The following is a 20,054-nucleotide window of genomic DNA, read 5'->3' as shown; positions in this document are numbered from 1 at the left end:
GAGTGATTGCCATGGGGGGGGGGTCTGCTCTTGATGCAGGTAAGGCTATTGCGTTGATGGTTGGACAAAATTGTTCCTTATGGGATTTTGAAGATATAGGAGATAATTGGCTACGGGTGAATGTTGCTGGTATAACTCCTGTTATAGCGGTACCAAGTACTGCGGGTACTGGTTCAGAAGTGGGGCGTGCTTCGGTTATTACTGATACACAACAACAGCGGAAAAAGATTATTTTTCATCCCAAAATGTTACCTGCCATAGTTATATTAGATCCAGAGTTGACCGTTGCCTTACCTCCAAATATCACGGCAGCAACAGGTATGGACGCATTATCTCATTGTTTGGAAGCTTACTCTGCGCCCGGCTATCATCCCTTGGCAGAGGGAATTGCTCTTGAAGGGATGCGGCTAATAAAAGAACATCTACCACGAGTCATGCAAAATGGAAATGATGTAAACTCAAGAACACAAATGCTTGTTGCTTCTCTGATGGGAGCAACAGCGTTCCAGCGTGGATTGGGCGCTATGCATGCACTTGCTCATCCCTTGGGAGCAATTTATGATGCTCATCATGGTCGCTTAAATGCCATTTTAATGCCCTATGTATTGCAAGCTAATCGAGCCGAGATTGAGCATAAAATAATGCGATTGGCTGCCTATTTGGAGATTGACAACGGATTTGATGGATTTCTCAATTGGATACTGCAATTGCGTCGTGAATTAGGTATTGAGCATCGGTTGACTGAAATTGGTATTGACGAGCAACATGTAACACGTATTGCACTAATGGCAACAGAGGATCCTTCTGCACACAGCAATCCGATCCTTTTTGACCAGCAGCAATATGTAAATATTCTTATGGCTGCAATCCACGGCGACGATTCGCATCATTCTGAGACTGTGGAAATAAGTGTGGCGTAAGCGCCTTAAGGAACTCCACTGGGAGCACCATGAAAATCGGAATATTGCAATGTGACCAAGTAGCGCCAGAATTGATTACTTTACATGGCACTTATTCAGAAATGTATATCAAACTACTGTATCAGGTAGAACCCAATTTGATATTCACCGTCTATGATGCGTGTCATGGTGAACTACCAGCCCATATTGATGTCGAAGATGCTTATGTTATTACTGGGAGCCATCATGGTGTTAATGATGGTTATTCATGGATTACTGCACTTGAAGAATTTATCCGATGTCTTCATGTAGGAAGAAAAAAAGTTGTAGGGATTTGTTTTGGTCATCAGCTTATTGCGAAGGCATTAGGAGGAACGGTGATTCAATCTCCCAAGGGTTGGGGGATAGGAATGTCGGTAAATAAAATCACCCAGCATAAATCGTGGATGACCCCATCCCTTGGAGTGCTCAACTTAATCGTGAGCCACCAGGATCAAGTTGTGGTCCTACCTCCAGAAGCAGAAGTTCTCGCTGCAAGTGATTTCTGTCCGTTTTATATGCTGCAAATTCGCGATAATCTGTTCACGGTACAAGGTCATCCTGAGTATAGTAAAAATTATGCCCAGGCACTGATTGAGATCCGTAAGAGCAAGCTGAGTGAAGAGTTGGTCGAACAGGGATTAAAATCATTACAGCAACATTGTGATGATGGAGTATTTTCTAGCTGGATTGTTAATTTTTTGAGTTTTTAAAGTAAGAAAACATTATATTTTCAACTTTTTTATTGAAATATCAATAGGTCATGGTTGAATTTAAATTTATTTGCTAGAATCTAAAGGGATTTAAAAAAAATATTAAACTTATAGGGAGAATAAAATGAATCGTTTCGCTTTAGTTGTAGCAACTGGTTTACTAGCATTAACGTTAACTGCATGTGGTGAGCAAAATAACAAGCAACCAACCGCAGGAGCAACTGAAACTACCACTACAACACAACCAGCACCAGCTCAACCTGCTGGAAATCAAACCCAGACTCCAAATCAATAATATCATTTAACCTGGGTGAAGGCTTAGGCCGTAACCCAGGATAATCTCTACATATCAATATACTCATGAGCTCTTTTGATAAACTAATCAATGAAATTTCCGCGATTCTTAAAAAAGAGAATTGGCAGTTAGTCACGGCTGAATCATGTACCGGGGGTCTCATTGCAAGTTATCTCACTGAAATTTCTGGAAGTTCATCCTGGTTTGAACGTGGATTTGTTACGTACAGTAATCTAGCCAAAGAAGAGCTGCTGTCAGTGCCTAAACAATTAATTGAAGAATATGGCGCAGTGAGTGAACCTGTTGCACAGGCTATGGCGACTGGTGCTTTGCAGCATAGCGCAGGACATGTTGCTGTATCAGTTACTGGTATTGCAGGCCCTGACGGAGGTAGCTTTGAAAAACCAGTGGGTACTGTGTGTTTTGGTTGGGCAGCTAGAGACATGAGTCCTAAAATATTAAGAAAGCAGTTCACTGGAGATAGACAAGACATACGTTTGGCTGCATGCCAAGAAGCTTTGTCGGGTATTCTTTCCTACATTAAAAATTGATGAATATGGTGTGATGTATAAAAAAATTTATCAGCAACTCCAAACCTGAGTGTTCAAGCTATTTATTTTAGGAAAAGTATGGTGGTTAAATCTTCTGCCACCGTTAATGTTTTTTGTTTAAATTCATGTTGAGCACGATTTGTAAAGCTTAAGTTTGATTCCTCTGTCGTAGGGAAAAAGAGATGTTTAGATGCATTAGAAATATTAATTACTCCGCGTGCTGCATACAATGAAGTAGCTATTATATTAGAAATTGGTGATGTATTTTCATTTTTACTTTGCATCAAATTTTCCATTTTAAGTGAATTTTTCAATATTTTACCACATAGTAAAAATTATAATCAACTCCTGGTTGTGAACGGTGTGGGTTGGGGTGCAAAAAAACACTTTTAAACTGGTGAATCAATTTGCTGCTTGTTCTTATCTGTGTGATAATTTTACCCTTGCATAACTCTAACTACCTGGAAAATATTATGGAAGAAAATAAACAAAAAGCATTATCAGCTGCCCTCTCGCAAATTGAACGTCAATTTGGTAAAGGATCAGTGATGCGTATGGGAGACAGCAATGTATCCCGAGATATAGAAGCCATTTCAACAGGATCTTTAGGATTGGATATCGCATTGGGAATTGGTGGTTTGCCCAAAGGACGTGTTGTTGAAATTTATGGTCCCGAATCTTCTGGTAAAACCACCTTGACCTTACAAGTTATCGCCGAATGTCAAAAAATGGGGGGCACTGCCGCATTTATTGACGCAGAGCATGCTTTAGACCCTAGCTATGCACAAAAATTGGGTGTGAATGTTGATGAGTTGTTGGTTTCCCAACCAGACACAGGGGAACAAGCTCTGGAGATTACCGATATGCTGGTTCGTTCAGCCGCTGTAGATGTAATTATTGTCGACTCTGTTGCGGCATTGACCCCTAAAGCAGAAATTGAAGGGGAAATGGGAGATTCACATGTTGGTTTACAAGCTCGACTCATGTCTCAAGCTTTACGTAAATTGACCGCTAATATTAAACGCTCCAATACACTAGTCATTTTCATTAACCAAATTCGTATGAAAATTGGGGTGATGTTTGGTAGCCCTGAAACAACTACTGGTGGTAATGCATTGAAGTTCTATGCTTCTGTCCGCCTGGATATACGCCGCATTGGGTCAATTAAAAAAGGCGAAGAAATTTTAGGTAGTGAAACCCGCGTGAAAGTTGTTAAAAATAAAGTTGCTCCACCATTCAAGATGACTGAATTTGACATTCTATATAATGAAGGTATTTCTCGCGAAAGTGAAATTATCAACTTGGGTGTCCAACTCAATTTGATTGAAAAATCTGGTGCTTGGTACAGTTATAAAGGGGAGAAAATTGGCCAAGGTAAGGATAATGTTCGCTTATACCTTAAGGAGAATCCCCAAGTGGCAACAGTCCTTGAGCAACAAATTCGTGCTGAGCTCCTGGAGAAAAAACTACCTATGCTTGCATCGGCTAGTGCTGATGAGTTCGAGACAATTGATGACTAAAGCATTTGATTGTGCTGTGCGCCTGTTATCGAGGCGCGAGCACAGTAAGGTAGAGCTTTATGATAAATTAAAACAAAAAGGATATAACTCAATAGAAATAAAAGATGCACTAGAGGAATGCCAACGCTTGGATTTACAAAATGATTATCGTTTTGTAGAAATATACAGCCGCTCACGCATTCGTCAGGGTTATGGACCTTTAAAAATCAGTCAGGAATTAGGTAGTAAAGGAATTAATAAGGAATTAATTCATCAGTTCCTGCATCAGGAGGAATATAATTGGTTGACTTATGCTTTAGATGTTTGGCAGAAAAAATGTAAAGGTCAATGTGATTTATCTTTTGAGGAACTCCAAAAGCAGCAGCGTTTTTTGCTTTATCGTGGATTTGGTATGGATACCATTGCTCAAGTAAAAAAAGAATTGGAAAAATAAAAATGAAGTTTAGCCTGAATGCACTGCATCATGGCTATATTAAAAGATTAAAATTAACTCAAATTGGTGTTGATTATAAATGAAAAGTACTGAAATTAGACAAGCATTCTTTGATTATTTCACACAACGTGGTCATCAATTAGTGGAATCCAGTGCCTTAGTTCCTGCGAATGATCCTACTTTATTGTTTACTAATGCAGGTATGGTGCAATTTAAGGATTTATTTTTAGGACTTGAAACACGTTCTTATCAACGGGCAGTCACAGCACAACGTTGTGTACGCGCCGGCGGTAAACACAATGACTTGGAGAATGTCGGTTATACAGCAAGACACCATACATTTTTTGAAATGTTGGGCAACTTTAGTTTCGGAGATTATTTCAAGCGAGAAGCAATAAAATTTGCTTGGGAGTTTTTAACTCAAGTTCTGCATCTGCCTGAAGAGCGTCTGTGGGTGACTGTTTATAAAGAAGATCAAGAAGCGGAAGATATCTGGTTAAAAGAAATGAAGGTCTCGGCCGCACGATTCTCGCGTTGTGGGGAAAAAGATAACTTTTGGTCCATGGGTGATACCGGTCCTTGTGGTCCATGCACTGAAATCTTTTATGATCATGGCCCTGAAATTCCAGGTGGCCCTCCAGGAAGCCCTGATGAAGATGGGGATCGGTATATAGAAATTTGGAACCTGGTATTCATGCAATTTAACCGAGATAAGGATGGGAATTTACATCCTTTACCTAAACCTTCTGTAGATACAGGTATGGGACTTGAGCGACTCGCAGCAGTAGTTCAAGGAGTGCACAGCAACTATGAAACGGATATTTTCCAGTATTTAATCCAGTCTACAGCAAAACTTGGAAAAATGAGCAATTTAAGCCATACCTCTTTAAAAGTGATTGCTGATCATATTCGTTCTTGTGCATTTTTAATTGCCGATGGAGTGATTCCAGGCAATGAAGGGCGGGGATATGTACTCAGAAGAATCATAAGAAGAGCAGTAAGGCATGGTAATAAGTTAGGTTTGCCAACCCCATTTTTTTCGCAATTGGTAGAACCTTTAATTAGAGTAATGGGTGATGCTTATCCTGAATTGATACAATTTAAAGCCCATATAGAAAAAATTCTTAATCAAGAAGAAAATCAATTTGCCCGTACTCTCGATCAGGGATTACGTCTCTTGCAAGAACAAATGCATTCACTTGGAGGCCATGAAATATCTGGAGAAATCGCGTTTAAGCTGTATGACACTTATGGTTTTCCAGTTGATTTGACTGCTGATATCGCTCGAGAACAAGGGCTGCATGTGGATATGAATGGTTTTAATCAATTGATGCAACAGCAAAAAGAGCAATCTCAAGCTGCTAGCCAGTTCAGTGTGGATTATAGTACCAGTGCCCAATTGGACTACCAATCTGATTTTCATGGCTATGAGAAAAAGGAAACAGAAGCAAAAATTATTGCCCTGCTGCATGAAGGAAGTGAGGTACACACTTTAACCCAAGGTATGAAAGGAGCTTTAGTTTTGGATCACACACCTTTTTATGCAGAAAGTGGTGGCCAAGTAGGGGATAAGGGGATATTCACAAGTATGGGCTTTAGTTTTCGTGTCGATGATACGCAAAAAAAAGGTCAAGCCATAGTGCATTATGGAGAAGTGGTAGAAGGCACCGCGACTTTAGATCAAATAGTTACGGCACAAATAGATAATGAGCGTCGAGAAGCAATCCGTTTAAATCATACGGCCACTCATTTATTGCATGCTGCTTTAAAAACAGTTGTTGGACCACAAGTCCAACAAAAAGGTTCATTGGTTGATGCAGAGCGTGCGCGCTTTGACTTTTCTCATTTTGAATCATTAGCCACAGAACAAATTAAAGAAATTGAATTGCTCGTTAATGAGCAAATTCGCGCTAATCATGAAGTTGAAACTCGAGTTATGGACATTGATTCAGCAAAAAAAAGCGGTGCAGTAGCTCTTTTTGGAGAAAAATATACTGATAAAGTGCGTGTATTATCTATGGGGGAATTTTCTAAAGAGCTTTGTGGTGGAACGCATGCGCGACGGACTGGTGATATTGGTCTATTTAAAATTGTTGCTGAATATGGGATTGCTAGTGGCGTAAGGCGTATCGAGATGGTGACAGGGCGTTATGCTCTAGCTTGGGTTAATGAACAACAATTTATGTTGAATGAATTAGCTTCTTTGTTAAAAACCACAACAAATAGTTTACCAGATAAAGTGGGACAGCTCATTACTGAAAACAAAGGTTTGGAAAAGGAAATTGCCAAATTACAAAGTGAGAAAGCACAAAAATCAGGAGCTGATCTGGCAAATGAAGTGGAAAAAATTGACGGAATCAGTTTACTTGTAAAGCAATTGGAAGGTGTAGATAGCCAAACCATGCGTACTACTATGGATCAACTGAAATCCAGACTCGATTCTGCTGTAATTGTTTTATTTACCGTAGACCAAAGTAAAATGAATGTGATTGCAGGAGTGAGTAAAAATATTTTAGGTAAAGCACCTACTGCAGCTGCTCTCGTAAGGCATCTCTGTGGAAAAGGTGGTGGTCGTGATGATATGGCTCAAGGAGGAGGGACAGTCCCACCTGATTTGGAAAAAAAGATAGAAGAAATCAGAGAAATGATGCGACATTCATAAAAAATGATGCCGCATGGCAAAGGCTCCACTGTCATTATGTTATGTCTATGTCGATGTAAAATTGTCATCCTCGCGTAGGAGGGCATCTAACTCCATCGAACATGCATGACAAACTTAACTTAATGTCAGTGAGCCTTGTTCTTCAGGCTACTGTTTTAAAGCAACCAGGTATAAGGAAATGACATGGGTTTTTTGCAAGAGTTCAAACAATTTGCTATCAAAGGAAATGTGATTGATCTGGCTGTTGCTGTGGTTATAGGCGCTGCCTTTGGCAAAATTATCAGTTCATTGGTCAGCGGTATCATCATGCCTTTAATTGGTTTGTTATTGGGTGGGATCAATATCGCAAATAGAACGTTTACCTTAGGTGATGCAGTTGTAAAGTGGGGAGAGTTTCTCCAGGCAGTGATCGATTTTACTATTATTTCGTTTTCAATTTTTGTAGCAATCAAAGTGATTTATTTATTAAGAAAAGAAGAGGAAAAGAAAGAAATACCAACAAAGGAAGAAATATTATTAACCGAAATTCGTGATTTATTGAAGGAAAAAAAAGAGACACACTAAGTATTTGTAATTATGCTATAATTTTATACAGAAACCATCATAAATCATTAACAAGGATAATTAATTATGGCTGGGCTACTAAATTTAATCGCTGTAATTGTTATTTTCGGGGTGGTGCTGTGGTTAATCGATACTTTTATTCCTATGCCGCCATCAATTAAAAGTTTGTTAAATGTGCTGGTACTCATCATTCTAGTGATCTATATTTTACAATTTTTTGGTTTGATAAAAACAATTTTGCCTATGATTAAAATTTTAAAATAAGTGTCGTCTACACAAGGGTAGTCCGTTTGCTTGTAAATAGACTTTTTTCCCATTGGAGGGATAAATCAGGTGATACACTAGCTTGATTGGATGTTTTCAACCAAGATCTGATTAAAAGGGTGCCTCAATAGATTCAGCTTGCAACCAGGCTAAGTTAGGATCTCAAATCTTCCCCATTCTTTTATAAAGAAAGAAAGGCAAGCGAGTGATTATTGCCATAATAATTTTCCAGAAATAAGGATAATAGAACATTCTTTTTCTGTGTATCAGGGCGTTCCAACAGGCTTTCGCACAAGCTTCTGGTGGAGCTGCATAAAAAATACCAGGCAAACCATAAGTTTGTTTGGTATCAATAAAACCCAAGCGGGCAATGGTAATGTGTTGATGAGTACTGGCAACCTGTTGCAGTCCTTGGAGGTAAATTTCAATACTTGCTTTGCTGGCTCCATAAAGACTATTTTTGGAGCGTCCTCGACATGCAGCAACCGAACTTAGGAACAGCAAATTATATTCTTTTTGTTGGCGATTTAAGTAAGTGTGTATCAATAAAGTGGTTGTCAAAATATTCAGTTTGATAAGATGAGAGATTGATTCATCATTTAAATGATCGTTATCGGTGAAGTCACTGTGTGCAATAAACAAATCAAGATCGCCATCTTTTGTTTTAAGTGTCGAAACAAGGGCATCAATTTGCTCAATTAGATCCAAAACAAGTACATCACAACTAATTTGGTATCTAAGGCTAATATCATTTGCAATTAGATTGAGTGGCGTGTGCTGACGTCCTACTAAAAGCAATTGATGCCCTGATTGAGCAGCAATATGTGCAAATTTTTCTGCGATGATGGAGGTTGCGCCGATTATGACCCATGTTCTTTGTGTCATTTTCATAACCCTAAACGTTGTGCCAGATCAGAGTGCATGGTACATCCATGTTGCTCAAGGGTTTGAGAAAACTGCTTATGATTTTCGTACATCTGGTGAAATTGTTTTTCATTCAAAAGTAAATCCTTCGCCAAATAAACTCGACCATTGAGTTCAGTGATTAATTGATTCATGGCTGATATCGCCTGCTTCGCTTGGAAATTATTAATAAAATCAACTGCCACGGTAAATCCTGGCTTACAAAATGAGAATAAACCTTTACCGGATTTTGTGAATAGCTTGAGTACGGCAAGGGTAGGTGTTGCTTTATGAGCTCTTATCAACTGTACTAGCTGCTTCAAAGTATCTGGAGCATAGTCTTCACTGAATACTGCCTGGAATTGAATTAATCCCTTAGGGCCATAAAGCCTATTCCAATGCATGAGTTTATCGAGAGGATTATTGAATTCTTCAAGCGTGAGTTTTTCACATTCTTTTTTGCTATTAAAAAAATACTGATTAAATAATTTTATGTTCCATGATTTAATTAAAGAAAAGGGAATATTAGGAATTGTATGGATTTTCATTCTCTTATTGTCGAAAGAATCACAGTGATCCGCTACTGAAAGAATGGCACGTAAAGCAGGATTAAGCAGATCAAGCCACGCGACTTGATAATCATGGCGGATACCCATGTTTTTCATAAAGTCAGTGAGTGTTTGAAATGATTTGAACTGCTGATGCTTTACTTGCACAAAACGAGGGGCCTTTTTAAGACGGAGGGCGACACGAGTAATAACCCCTGTAAGACCTAAACCTGCAATTGTGGCATAAAATAAGTCACTGTTTTCATTAGGACTGCAATGAAATTTTTTACTTCCTATCAATAAATCAAATTCAATGAGATGATGGCCAAAACTTCCTGCTTGATGATTGTTTTTTCCATGCACATCGTGAGCAATTCCACCAGCAACTGTAATGTGGATAGTGCCAGGGAGGACAGGAGGAATAAAATCGGGATGCACTAAAAATAAATCTTTAAGTGATACCCCGCCCTGACAGCGCACAATACCGGTTTCATGATCAAAATCAATGAAATGATTGAGGCGTTCAGTGTCGATAATGAAGCCATCGGTATTAAAACAACTGTCGTTGTAGCATAATCCTGAACCACGCACGAGCATGTTTTGCTGAGGATTGTGGGCAAGATAGTCAGCCAGCTGCTCTTCATTCTCTGGACGTAGACAGAAAGACTGACTGGAGCGTGCACGGCTAAAATTAGTGAGCGTTCTTATTTTGCTGCGCATTTTGGTGTTATTTAATTATTTTTGAATATTAAGACTATAATTCATTTAAGAGCGTAATTAAAAGGAATTATGATGAAAAACTTTTTAATGTTTTTGGGCTTTCTTTTTTCATTTTCAGTTTTTGCAGCAGATATTCCTGAAGATACCCTGGGTGCACAAAAATACGATAGAACTCAGTGTCTTCATAATACAACTCAAGATTGTATTAATTCACAATGTCTGACCTCATCGGAAATTGATTGCCAGGATAATTGTCGAAGCATGGCACAAGCAAAATGCCAGCAACAAATTAATGAATAAATTGAGGTAGCATTTTTTTATTAATTTGGAGGTATTGTCAAATGATTGGCATACGATTTTTTGACTGTCAAACCTGCATATCATTTTTTCCATTTATAACTGAGAGATATATCAGAGATTATGTTATGAAAACATTTTTATAAATGGCATATAGTTTGCATAAGCCTATTCAATAGAAAAATCATGATGGTTACTTGAAGGTAATGAGTAAATTCAAGTTTTAAATTAGTATGGATTGCTTATATGGCTGATAAAAACGTTTTATCACAAGAAGAAATAGATGCGCTGCTCAAAACAGTTAGCGAGCCTCCTGAAGAAGAACCCCAAACAACAGAGGGGCAAAGAGCACCCAGAGAACAATCGGACCATAAAAAAGCAAAAGGCAGCAGAAATGAGGTATCTGAAGCTGTATTTGAGCCCGGTGAACTACAGCAGGATGGTGATATAAAAACGCTTAATTTCACTGCTCAGGAACGTATTGTCAAAGGCAAGCTGCCTGTATTAGATAGAATTTATGATCGTGCTGTGCGTTTATTTGCATCGGATATCTATAATGTAACTGCCAAAGATTTTGAAATTAAACAAGACCCGTTGCTTATTATAAAACATCGTGACTTTATGGAGAGTTTACCTAATCCAAGTTTAATGAGTATCTTTAAATTTAAACCATTACGAGGTAAAGGCATTATTCTTTTTGATAGTACTTTTGTCTATGATCTCGTTGACTATTATTTTGGCGGCAGTTCTCAATTCTTTGCCCAAAAAGATAGAACCGATTTTACTGCGACTGAGCTGCGTGTTATGGATGTGATCACGAAAAAGCTTATTGCTAACCTTACCCAAGCGTGGAAGCCAATTACTCAGCTCGATATCAGCAAATTTAATGATGAAACTAACCCACAATTAGTCAATATAGCAGAACCTGGAGAAATGTTGCTCGTTGCACGCTTTTCAATGGACTTTGGGAAAGAAATCGGTACTTTCTATTTTATCTTGCCTTATTCCATGGTTGAACCCATCAAAGAGCAACTGGAACTTGGTGCTTCTCGTCCAGATGATGAAATTGATCCGAACTGGGTTAAATCATTAAAAGAAGAGTTAATGGAAGTTGAATTAACTGTAAGTTCAGCAATGGCTGAAACAAAAAGTACTTTGGGTGCAGTAATGTCATGGCAAGCAGGTGATTTTATATCTATGGAAATGAAAGAAATAGTTACTTTAGATATTGAAGGGACGCCGGGTTTTACGGCAACTCAAGGAACCGCAAATGACAAGCGCGCTGTAAAAATAATTAAAAATATTAGTTACTAGGAGATGAGGAATGTCTCAAGATGCAATTGAACAACCTAAACCATCAAATACTCTTCCTCAGGAAGATAGTGAAAAAATGGACATGATTTTGGATATCCCTGTTTCAGTGACTGTAGAAATTGGCCGTACCAAAATGACCATACGTAATTTACTCCAATTAAACCAAGGAGGAATTGTTGCTCTTGATTGTTTAGCAGGCGATCCACTTGATGTCTTAGTCAATGGGACTTTAGTTGCGCATGGGGAAGTGGTTGTAGTTAATGATAAGTTTGGTGTGCGATTGACTGATATCGTCAGCAAAGCAGAACGAATTAAGCGATTAAGATAATGCAAAGTGTACTCAATCATGGAGAGCTCATGCGTATTATCATGGGCTTATTGTTGGTTTTATTACTTATCATGGCATTGTCTTGGGTAGTGAAACGCTTACACGGAATGCAAATGGGTTCGGCAAAAGGATTTCAATCCATAGCGAGTATGATTTTAGGACCCAAGGAAAAAATTACTTTGTTAAAAGTGGGAACGCGTTATTTATTAGTCGGTTCAGGTGCTGGACAGATCACGCTGCTCTATGATTTTGGTGAGCAATTACCGACTGGATTCGACTCTATAAATAAAAATTCGTTTGCCGATCTGCTTAAATCAGTTACGAAATCATAAGATGAAGATAATGAATTTATATCTGGGAAAATGGTTATCATCTATATGGAAGTTGCTTTTCTCACAGCGAGGAGCCAACTCGAATCAAACACCAATGTTAATTCAGACACGGATTCCTGTATGCGCGCGAATGACAAGGAATCTTAACTTAATGGCAGGGGATGAGGGACACACTAAATCATGGATTACGTTCCGCTTCACCAGGGTTACTTTGTTTCTCGCTTTATTTTGTTTCGTACCCCTGGCTTTACAAGCAGCTCCTTTATCATTACCTGCATTAACAGTGCAACCTGGTGCCAATGGCGAACAAACTTATAGTGTAAATCTGCAAATTTTGATTTTTATGACGTTGTTAACTGTTTTGCCTGGGATGTTGATGGCAATGACAGCTTTTACGCGAATAATCATCGTGCTTTCCATATTACGCCAAGCCATAGGTATGGCTCAAACACCTACGAATCAAATCTTAATTGGTATTGCGTTGTTTATGACTTATTTTGTGATGTCTCCTGTCTTTAATAAAATTAACGAAACCGCACTACAGCCTTATCTCGCAGAGACTATAAAATTTCCTGAAGCTTTGGCCAATGCACAGGTGCCTTTACGTCAATTTATGTTAAATCAAACACGTAAAAATGATTTATCCTTGTTTGAAAAATTTGCTCAAACAAATCCAGCCACTCTTAATGATGTACCAATGAGTGTGGTAATTCCTGCATTTATTACCAGTGAATTAAAAACAGCTTTCCAGATTGGTTTTATATTGTTTTTACCCTTTTTAATTATTGATATGGTGGTATCGAGTGTTCTGATGGCTATGGGGATGATGATGCTATCCCCTTTGATTATTTCATTACCTTTTAAGATCATGCTTTTTGTGATGGTTGATGGTTGGACACTTGTTTTGGGATCGCTTGCATCAAGTTTTTCTATGAGTTAAACGTCGCATTTTCATCAATGCTACGAATTATAATGACAATAGACCTCTTTCCAAATGCGCTCTATTGAGCGAAGTGGAAGGAGAATCGGGTGCAGTTACATGAGGATTCGAGCACTGCATCGACGAAGCAATTATGCAGCTACAGTAGAGATTCAAAAGAAGTCTACACAAAATTATAGGGAAATAATATGACCCCAGAGTCAGTGGTTTCTATATTCAGTGAAGGAGTATATTTGATGCTGTTACTTATCAGCGTACTCATTCTTCCTGGTTTGATTGTTGGCCTGATTGTTTCCATGTTTCAAGCGGCAACACAAATTAATGAAACGAGTCTAAGTTTTATACCCAAATTATTTATTACTTTTTTGATGCTCGTATTTGCAGGCCCCTGGTTACTTAAAATCATAGTGAATTACACTGATTCTTTAATTACCAATATTCCTTATTTAATAGGTTAGTTCAAGATGAAACTGGATTATCCAACAATAATAGGTATGATAAGCCAGGTTATTTGGCCAATGGGGCGCATTGGCGGTTTGTTGCTTACACTCCCTGTTTTTTCTTCTGGTTTATTACCTCATCGCATTAAAATTATTTTACTTATTGTTTTAAGCTGGGTCTGCGCCTTTATGGTTCCTAAGGAGCTTTCATTTCTAAATTTCAACGGTTTTTTTTTGGCATATATTATCCAGGAATTGCTCTATGGTTTATTAATGGGCTTTGTTTTGCAGCTTGTTTTCCAGATTTTTGTTTTGGGAGGACAAATTATTGCGATGCAGGCCGGTCTTAGTTTTGCAGTGATGATGGATCCCGCAAGCCGTGCCAGTGTTCCATTGGTCAGCCAACTTTATTCAATAATGATGACGCTAATATTTTTGGCACTTAATGGACATTTAACTGTTTTTGAAGCGCTATTGGATAGTTTCAGAATAATGCCTGTAGGGCAGCTTTCTGTGACTCAATCTATGGTCTGGAATGTGATTCTATTTTCAGGATGGATGTTTAAGCAGGCTGTATTGATTTCAATACCAGCTTTATTGTCTTTGCTTATTGTGAGCCTGGCCTTCGGGATTATGTCTCGAGCAGCACCACAACTAAATATTTTTTCTTTAGGATTCCCTATCACGTTAATAATGGGGATAGTTGTAATTAAGGTGGGTCTGCCTAGTGTTGCGATACAAATGGTAGATCTTATCAAAGAGGGAATGCGTTTTATTACAGGGATGTTGCACTGATGGCTGAGCAAGAAAACTCACAAGAAAAAACGGAACAGCCCTCGGCCAAGCGGCTTAAAGAGGCTCGCAAAAAAGGTCAGGTTGCACGATCAAGGGATTTCAATACTACAGTAACGCTACTTTTTACTGCATTGGGATTTCTTATTTTTGGCAAGAAATTGGCCAATCAGTTAGCAGCCATGATGTATCATGCTTTTGCATTTGATACTCGAGTTATCATTACACCCAAAGTAAGTGTGGAGCAGTTATTTTTTTTAGCGAAAATGGGGTTTTGGTCCTTGATGCCTTTATTAGTGGTTATTTTTCTCATTACTTTGACGGCTCCTTTGCTTATGGGGGGATGGGTTTTTAGTACTCAAGTGTTACAGCCTAAATTTTCGCGACTTAATTTGTTTCAAGGATTGAAGCGAATGATTTCGTTGAAAGGATTTGTCGAAATGTTCAAATCGTTTTTTAAATTTATAATCGTAGCAGTGGTTGCTATAGTGGTACTTAAATCACAAATTCCCATATTACTCGGTTTAGCCCATGCACCTATTGAAACAGCAATTAGCAGCGGTAGTTTAGTTGTGGTGAAATCCTTTGTGTTGATTTCTTCCTGTTTGATTTTGATTGCTGCTTTTGATGTTCCTTTCCAATTGTATGAGCATCAAAAAAGTATGAAAATGACGATGCAAGAATTAAGGGATGAATACAAAGAACTAGAGGGTAAACCCGAAATAAAAAGCGCTATTCGTCGTGCCCAGCAAGAGATTTCGAGACGGCGCATGATGAATGAAATATCTAAAGCAAACGTCGTTTTAACCAATCCTACTCATTATGCTGTGGCAATCAGTTATAGGGAGAAGAGTCATAAAGCACCCATAGTAGTCGCCAAAGGTAAGGATTTGATTGCTTTCCAAATTAGTAAAGTTGCAACATCGCATCAAATTCCTATTATCTCAGTACCCCCTTTGGCGCGTGCTCTTTATTTTTCTACTAAATTAAATACAGAAATACCAAGAGGCCTTTATATCGCTGTAGCCCAGGTTTTAGCTTATATATTTCAACTGCGTGATAAAGAGCGTTATGACTATAAACCTGCTGTGTTACAGAATGTTCCTATACCAGAAGAGTTAGTACGAGAAGCAGAGGAGGATACTAATGAATAAAGCATTGTATTATGTACAATATGGGATGCGTCAAGGTTTAGGAACCCCTCTAGTGCTCATCATCATGCTTGGCATGATGATGTTACCTCTGCCCCCATTTTTATTGGATATTCTATTTACTTTTAATATTGCTTTATCACTTGTAGTTTTGTTGGCAGTGATTTACAGCGAAAGGCCTTTGGATTTTGCTGTTTTCCCAACAGTTATATTACTTGCAACTTTATTACGCTTGGCATTGAACGTTGCTTCAACTCGTGTTGTTTTATTAAATGGTTATAAAGGTACTGATGCTGCAGGACATGTGATTCAAGCATTTGGCGAAGTAGTAATTGGTGGAAACTATGCAGTGGGTTTGGTTGTTTTTATCATTTTAGTAGTCATAAATTTCGTTGTAGTAACTAAGGGTGCTGGGCGTGTATCTGAAGTAAGTGCACGGTTCACTTTGGATTCTCTACCTGGAAAACAAATGGCGATCGATGCTGATCTAAATGCAGGTTTGGTTAATCAGGAGCAGGCGATAAAGCGTCGATTAGAAGTGGCACAGGAAGCAGATTTTTATGGTTCGATGGATGGTGCGAGTAAATTTGTTCGAGGTGACGCAATTGCTGGGATTTTGATTTTGGCTGTTAACATTATTGGTGGATTGATTATTGGAGTTTTTCAGCATGGAATGAGTGTTTCTGATGCGCTTCACAATTATATTTTGTTAACTATTGGTGATGGTTTGGTAGCACAAGTGCCTTCTTTAGTTTTATCAACTGCTGCTGCTATCATTGTTACTCGAGTTTCCAGTGCGCAAAATATGGGGCATGCAGTTATTTCCCAATTATTTGCTAATCCACGTTCATTAATTATTGCAGCAGCTATTATGGGATTGATTGGTATTATTCCTGGTATGCCCCATATCGCGTTTATTTTACTTTCTGCAGGTTTAGGAGGAATTGCTTATTTGTTTCTTCAACAAAATAAAGAAAGAAGCAAGGAACTACTCAATGAAGAAAATGAATCCCTCGCTATTCAAAATCCAAATATTTCTACAGAATTATCATGGGATGATGTGAATCCAGTTGATGTGATTAGTCTTGAGGTTGGGTATCGCTTGATTCCTTTAGTGGATCAGGCGCAAGGAGGCGTTTTACTCTCTCGTATTAAAGGGGTACGCAAGAAAATATCACAAGAGTTGGGTTTTTTAATTCCATCAGTACATGTGCGTGATAATTTGGATTTAAAACCTAATCATTATCGTATTAGTTTGGCTGGAGTTGTGATGGGAGAGGCTGCAATTCATCTTGATCGCTGCCTGGCGATAAATCCTGGACAGATTTTTGGTGAAATAGAGGGAGTAAAAACACTTGATCCAGCTTTTGGCATGGAGGCAGTCTGGATCAATGAAAGTCAAAGAGAACAGGCACATACTTTGGGTTACACAGTTGTTGATGCCTCTACTGTGGTTGCCACGCACTTAAGTCAAATATTAGAACAGAACAGCCAGCAATTATTAGGTTATGAAGAAACCCAACAGCTTTTAGACAAACTTGCATTGAGTTCACCCAAATTAGTGAAAGAATTAGTACCTGACGGTCTTTCATTAGGAATGGTTAGTAAAGTGTTACAAGGCTTATTGGCGGAACATATTCCTTTAACGGATATTCGCACTATAGTCGAAACTTTGGCGGAGCTAGCGCCAAAATCTAAGGATACAGAGTTTTTAATCAGCCAGGTTCGTATTGCTTTATCCCGATTAATTACTCAAAAAATCAGCGGTGTTCATGAGGAGCTGCCAATTATTACGTTAAAACCCGAGTTGGAACAATTATTGCAAAACATTATTCAGAGTAGTGGATCCGGTGGTGTAAATTTTGAGCCAGGAATGGCGGATAAAATACAACATTCTTTGACACAATTAGCAATGCAACAGCAGGCGAAACAAGAGAGTTCTGTATTGGTAGTTCAACCGGGAATACGCGCAGTGTTGGCACGATTTGTGCGTAATATATCTCATGACTTTCATGTTTTGTCTTATCAGGAGATTCCTGATAATAAGCAAATAAGAATAGTAGGTACAGTGGGATAGGAGTAACTGGGTGTATCACAGTTGAATTAGTAACCTCGGTGTTAAGTGTATAGCGTCATCCACTACGTTTTAGACAAGGCGCAAGCAAAGTGAGGTGAAAGAGTGTACTCAAGTACATGACTGAGCGGAGCGGCTTGCAACAATGTATAGAACTTAGTGGGTGCTGGTATAGAGCCCAGGGCTAAACTTTTCAGTTTTCCTACAGGCAAGCTACAATTTCTATAAAGAGGCATTGCGTGAATAGTGACAAATTTCTTCATAAGCAGGAGGCTTTATGAAATTAAAACGTTTTGTTGCGACCGATACACGCAGCGCTATGAAACAAATTAAAGAGACACTTGGCGCTGATGCCGTTATTTTGTCCAGTCATCATGTAGATGGTGGAGTGGAAGTTGTTGCTGCGATTGATTTCGATGAAACAATTCTGTCAACTTCCGCAGCAGTATCTTGCGCTGAGCCAACAAGTCAAGCAAATAAATACCAAATGCAAACGCCTCTTGATGATATGCGTCAAGAGATTCAAACACTAAGAAGCATGCTTGAAGCGCAGTTAAGGGGAAATGTTGGCATCCATGAGCCTTTGCATACTATTTTATTGCAAAAACTTCTGTATCTTGGGGTAAGCCATACTACAGCTGCGAACTGGGCATGTTCTGTGCGATCTGATTTAAATCAGCAAAGAGGCTGGGAAGCTGTATTGAATCAAATTGCAGATCAATTAACTATTTGTGATACACGTAGAATAGAAGAGGGAGGGGTTTATGCTTTTGTTGGTCCAACTGGCGTCGGAAAAACGACGACATTAGCCAAAATTGCAGCCCGGTTTACCTTGAGATTTGGCGCGGATAAGTTAGGCCTGGTTACTATGGATACCTATCGAATCGCGGCACAGGAACAACTTATGATGTATGGAAAAATTTTAGGGGTTAAGGTTTGCGTTGCTCAGGATGAAGTGTCTTTAGCGCGAGTATTACGGCAATTAAATGACAAAAAATTAATTTTGATTGATACCGCCGGAATGAATCCCGCGGATGAGCGAGTTGTAAAACAAATGCATGTCTTGGGTACTTATTTATTGTCGATTTCCAAAGTTTTGGTTTTACCTGCAACAAGTCATTACCAAGTGTTAATTGATGCAATAAAACGTTATGACGCTAATCAAATTGATCAGTGTATTTTGACCAAGCTGGATGAGTCATTGGCTGTAGGCGGTGCGTTGAGCGCGCTTATTGAGTCGGGTTTAGGGGTGAGCTATCTCACTCACGGACAACGAGTACCTGAAGATATTAAAATGGCTACGCGCCATCAGCTAATTGAGTTATTTGCAGAGCAGGAAACACAACTGTTCCAGACGGACAATGTCAGGAATGCACTGCAAAGTGCTGGGAGAGAATATCATGTCTAAAGTGAATAAAAATATACGCGATCAGGCTTCTGGTTTGAGAAATCTGGCACGAGCAAAACCGATTAAAGTAATTGCAGTTTCTGCTGGAAAGGGCGGTGTTGGCAAGAGCAACGTTTCTGTCAATTTGGCAGTTGGTTTGGCTCAACTTAATAAAAGAGTAATGTTGCTTGATGCTGATTTAGGATTGGCAAATATTGATATCATGTTGGGATTGCATACTAAATATAATTTATCTCATGTAATGCAGGGCATCTGTCATTTAAGTGACATTATTCTGTCAGGACCTAATGGCGTCCTTGTTATTCCTGCAGCCTCTGGCACAGAGTTTATGACGCAACTCTCTTCTCCGGAACTTGCTGGAATCATCGATTCATTTAACGAGCTCACGGATGATTTAGATTACATGATTATTGATACTGCTGCTGGTATTTCTGACACTGTTTTAAGTTTCACCCGTTCGTCGCAAGAGCTAATTGTTGTTGTATGTGATGAACCCACCTCGTTAACTGATGCATATGCTTTAATTAAAGTAATGAGTAAGCGCTATGAATGGACACGGTTTCATATTTTGGCAAACATGGTGCGGAATGAGAGAGAGGGACGGGAATTATTTAACAAATTATTCAAAGTTTCCGAGCAATTTCTCGAGGTTCAGCTAGACTATTTAGGAGCAGTACCATTTGATGAACACATACACAAGGCAGTGAAAATGCAAAAGCCGGTATTAATTTCTTATCCTGATTCTGCTGCTGCTATAGCACTTAGACAGTTAGCAGATGAAGTATCCGAGTGGCCCCCCAGCGCTTTATTGGGGGGTAATACCAGTTTCTTTTTAGAGCGTTTAGTAGCAGGTGAATTTTAAGGAGA

General features: G+C 38.9%; 23 protein-coding genes. 20 read left to right on the top strand and 3 right to left on the bottom strand.

All coding sequences use genetic code 11. The annotated features are described in order from the left end of the window. The 4 genes from Lpar_RS14920 to Lpar_RS14910 all read left to right on the top strand — a co-directional run. The coding region (locus Lpar_RS14920) for an iron-containing alcohol dehydrogenase (RefSeq protein WP_065236080.1) at window positions 1–920 on the top strand (920 nt) is incomplete at its 5' end. Between the two features lie 29 nt (window positions 921–949). Beyond that, on the top strand, window positions 950–1,651 hold the full coding sequence (locus tag Lpar_RS14915) for a glutamine amidotransferase-related protein (protein WP_058518669.1): 702 nt from the start codon (window positions 950–952) through the stop codon (window positions 1,649–1,651). A gap of 124 nt (window positions 1,652–1,775) precedes the next feature. After that, entirely contained in the window at window positions 1,776–1,946 is a 171-nt protein-coding gene (locus tag Lpar_RS19120; RefSeq protein WP_165482421.1) for a hypothetical protein, read from the top strand. Window positions 1,947–2,011: 65 nt separating this feature from the next. Then, window positions 2,012–2,497, top strand: coding sequence for a CinA family protein (locus Lpar_RS14910; RefSeq protein ID WP_058518668.1), 486 nt, complete (start codon window positions 2,012–2,014; stop codon window positions 2,495–2,497). A 62-nt stretch (window positions 2,498–2,559) separates the two neighbouring features. On the opposite strand, the gene Lpar_RS14905 is transcribed toward Lpar_RS14910, so the two are convergent. After that, a complete protein-coding gene (locus Lpar_RS14905) occupies window positions 2,560–2,781 on the bottom strand; it encodes a hypothetical protein (RefSeq protein ID WP_058518667.1) in 222 nt (73 codons plus the stop codon). A 189-nt stretch (window positions 2,782–2,970) separates the two neighbouring features. Between Lpar_RS14905 and recA the strand changes: the two genes are divergently transcribed. The 5 genes from recA (at window position 2,971) to Lpar_RS14880 (ending at window position 7,940) form a co-directional block, all read left to right on the top strand. Further along, window positions 2,971–4,017, top strand: coding sequence for a recombinase RecA (gene recA, locus Lpar_RS14900; RefSeq protein ID WP_058518666.1), 1,047 nt, complete (start codon window positions 2,971–2,973; stop codon window positions 4,015–4,017). Beyond that, window positions 4,010–4,450: a recombination regulator RecX gene (gene recX / locus Lpar_RS14895; protein ID WP_058518665.1), complete on the top strand. Its 441-nt coding sequence runs from the start codon at window positions 4,010–4,012 to the stop codon at window positions 4,448–4,450. The genes recA and recX overlap by 8 nt, the downstream gene beginning before the upstream one ends. A gap of 79 nt (window positions 4,451–4,529) precedes the next feature. Continuing rightward, the gene (gene alaS / locus Lpar_RS14890) at window positions 4,530–7,112 is read left to right on the top strand and encodes an alanine--tRNA ligase (RefSeq protein WP_058518664.1); all 2,583 of its coding nucleotides are present in this window, start codon (window positions 4,530–4,532) and stop codon (window positions 7,110–7,112) included. Between the two features lie 183 nt (window positions 7,113–7,295). Further along, a complete protein-coding gene (gene mscL / locus Lpar_RS14885; protein WP_058518663.1) occupies window positions 7,296–7,676 on the top strand; it encodes a large-conductance mechanosensitive channel protein MscL in 381 nt (126 codons plus the stop codon). 66 nt (window positions 7,677–7,742) lie between these two features. Next, on the top strand, window positions 7,743–7,940 hold the full coding sequence (locus Lpar_RS14880; RefSeq protein ID WP_058459183.1) for a Thivi_2564 family membrane protein: 198 nt from the start codon (window positions 7,743–7,745) through the stop codon (window positions 7,938–7,940). A 162-nt stretch (window positions 7,941–8,102) separates the two neighbouring features. Here Lpar_RS14880 and Lpar_RS14875 read toward each other — a convergent pair whose 3' ends face one another. Together Lpar_RS14875 and Lpar_RS14870 are read right to left on the bottom strand one after the other, a co-directional pair. Beyond that, entirely contained in the window at window positions 8,103–8,825 is a 723-nt protein-coding gene (locus tag Lpar_RS14875; protein WP_058518662.1) for an SDR family NAD(P)-dependent oxidoreductase, read from the bottom strand. A gap of 2 nt (window positions 8,826–8,827) precedes the next feature. After that, window positions 8,828–10,111 carry an FAD-binding oxidoreductase gene (locus Lpar_RS14870; RefSeq protein WP_058518661.1) on the bottom strand — a complete coding sequence of 428 codons (1,284 nt, stop codon included), beginning with the start codon at window positions 10,109–10,111 and terminating at the stop codon, window positions 8,828–8,830. Between the two features lie 69 nt (window positions 10,112–10,180). On the opposite strand from Lpar_RS14870, the gene Lpar_RS14865 reads away from it, so the two are divergent. From Lpar_RS14865 to Lpar_RS14815, 11 genes are all read left to right on the top strand, one after another. After that, window positions 10,181–10,411 (top strand): hypothetical protein, encoded by a 231-nt coding sequence (locus Lpar_RS14865; protein ID WP_237759424.1) that lies wholly within the window; start codon window positions 10,181–10,183, stop codon window positions 10,409–10,411. A 243-nt stretch (window positions 10,412–10,654) separates the two neighbouring features. Beyond that, the gene (gene fliM, locus Lpar_RS14860; protein ID WP_058518659.1) at window positions 10,655–11,722 is read left to right on the top strand and encodes a flagellar motor switch protein FliM; all 1,068 of its coding nucleotides are present in this window, start codon (window positions 10,655–10,657) and stop codon (window positions 11,720–11,722) included. 10 nt (window positions 11,723–11,732) lie between these two features. Further along, entirely contained in the window at window positions 11,733–12,050 is a 318-nt protein-coding gene (gene fliN, locus Lpar_RS14855) for a flagellar motor switch protein FliN (protein WP_082650396.1), read from the top strand. Next, a complete protein-coding gene (gene fliO / locus Lpar_RS14850; RefSeq protein WP_058518658.1) occupies window positions 12,050–12,382 on the top strand; it encodes a flagellar biosynthetic protein FliO in 333 nt (110 codons plus the stop codon). The genes fliN and fliO overlap by 1 nt, the downstream gene beginning before the upstream one ends. Window positions 12,383–12,512: 130 nt before the next feature. Next, window positions 12,513–13,322: a flagellar type III secretion system pore protein FliP gene (gene fliP, locus Lpar_RS14845; RefSeq protein ID WP_237759422.1), complete on the top strand. Its 810-nt coding sequence runs from the start codon at window positions 12,513–12,515 to the stop codon at window positions 13,320–13,322. Between the two features lie 188 nt (window positions 13,323–13,510). Then, the gene (gene fliQ, locus Lpar_RS14840) at window positions 13,511–13,780 is read left to right on the top strand and encodes a flagellar biosynthesis protein FliQ (protein ID WP_058518656.1); all 270 of its coding nucleotides are present in this window, start codon (window positions 13,511–13,513) and stop codon (window positions 13,778–13,780) included. 6 nt (window positions 13,781–13,786) lie between these two features. Continuing rightward, window positions 13,787–14,557, top strand: a complete 771-nt coding sequence (gene fliR / locus Lpar_RS14835) for a flagellar biosynthetic protein FliR (RefSeq protein WP_058518655.1) — start codon at window positions 13,787–13,789, stop codon at window positions 14,555–14,557. Further along, window positions 14,557–15,708, top strand: coding sequence for a flagellar biosynthesis protein FlhB (flhB, locus tag Lpar_RS14830; RefSeq protein WP_058518654.1), 1,152 nt, complete (start codon window positions 14,557–14,559; stop codon window positions 15,706–15,708). The genes fliR and flhB overlap by 1 nt, the downstream gene beginning before the upstream one ends. Continuing rightward, window positions 15,701–17,782, top strand: coding sequence for a flagellar biosynthesis protein FlhA (gene flhA / locus Lpar_RS14825; RefSeq protein WP_058518653.1), 2,082 nt, complete (start codon window positions 15,701–15,703; stop codon window positions 17,780–17,782). Before flhB ends, flhA begins: the two co-directional genes overlap by 8 nt. A gap of 274 nt (window positions 17,783–18,056) precedes the next feature. Next, window positions 18,057–19,187, top strand: coding sequence for a flagellar biosynthesis GTPase FlhF (gene flhF / locus Lpar_RS14820; RefSeq protein WP_058518652.1), 1,131 nt, complete (start codon window positions 18,057–18,059; stop codon window positions 19,185–19,187). Next, window positions 19,180–20,049 carry a MinD/ParA family protein gene (locus tag Lpar_RS14815; protein WP_058518651.1) on the top strand — a complete coding sequence of 290 codons (870 nt, stop codon included), beginning with the start codon at window positions 19,180–19,182 and terminating at the stop codon, window positions 20,047–20,049. The genes flhF and Lpar_RS14815 overlap by 8 nt, the downstream gene beginning before the upstream one ends. Window positions 20,050–20,054 lie beyond the last annotated feature (5 nt).

Origin of the sequence: Legionella parisiensis (assembly GCF_001467945.1) — a bacterium.
Classification (GTDB): domain Bacteria; phylum Pseudomonadota; class Gammaproteobacteria; order Legionellales; family Legionellaceae; genus Legionella; species Legionella parisiensis.
The sequence above is the reverse complement of the archived record's forward strand: the minus strand, read 5'-3'. Positions and strand labels throughout refer to the sequence as shown.